This window comes from Candidatus Hakubella thermalkaliphila (genome assembly GCF_013281975.1).
GTDB lineage: Bacteria > Actinomycetota > Humimicrobiia > Hakubellales > Hakubellaceae > Hakubella > Hakubella thermalkaliphila.
On sequence record NZ_BLRZ01000319.1, the window covers coordinates 1 to 984 of the forward strand.

Consider the following 984-nt stretch of genomic DNA (forward strand, 5'->3'; position numbering starts at 1 on the left):
TGGCATCCAGGATAGCGCGAAGACCGTACTTGAAGCCTTCGGCTATACTGGTCCTGATAGTCTTTCCCTTCCTTATTTCCTCTTTTATCCTCTCATAAATTATGATGTTGGCATCCACAGCCATGCCTATAGTCAGAATCATTCCCGCTATGCCCGGAAGGGTCAGGGCCGCTCTCAAGCCTACCAGAACTCCCCAGAAAAGAACCCCGTAGATGACCAGGGCCGCAAATACTACCCCTCCCAGGCCGGCATAATAGACCAGCATGAACAGGATTACCAGTATTATGCCGATAATACCGGCCCGGATGCCTTGCTGGAGGGAGTCCAGGCCCAGGGTAGCGCTAATTACCCTCACCTCTTCTACCTCAAGGTTTACCGGCAGGGCGCCGGTTTTAAGGACCAGAGCAATGTTTTTGGCCTCCTCCAGGCTGTCAATGTTTTCGATGACCGCCTCCCCTCTAATAGCCGTCTTTATGACCGGAGCACTTTTCATCTCTCCATCCAGAACAATGGCCAGCCTCCGGCCCACATTCTGCGACGTGATCTCGTAAAAACGGTCTGCTCCCTCTGGGGTGAAAGTCATGGATACGATGATCTTTCCATCGGGATCATATCCTGCGCTGGCATCCCGCAGCATGTCTCCTCTCATCAACACTGACCCAAAGACCGGCTTATCCTCTTCATCAAATTCCTCCAGAATTCTGAACTCCAGTTGGGCTGTTTTTCCGATGATGTCAATAGCCTTCTGGGGGTCAGCTACATCGGGCAAGGCCACCACTATACTCCCTGTACCTATCACCCGGTTTATCTCTGGCTCGGAGACCCCTAATTGGTCCACCCGGTCCTGGATGATCAACATGGCCTTCTCCATCTTCTCTTCACTGACACCTTCGCCTGTCTCATCGGCAGCCGTGAGGATCACCCGGGTGCCCCCCCTCAGATCAAGGCCCAGGCGAGTAGAGATTGTCAAGATATGATAGAGGG

General features: G+C 52.9%; 1 protein-coding gene. It reads right to left on the reverse strand.

What is annotated here, in order from left to right:
* Nucleotides 1-984, reverse strand: a 984-nt coding sequence (gene secD / locus HW443_RS11855) for a protein translocase subunit SecD (protein ID WP_176238291.1), incomplete at both ends; no start/stop codon positions are given.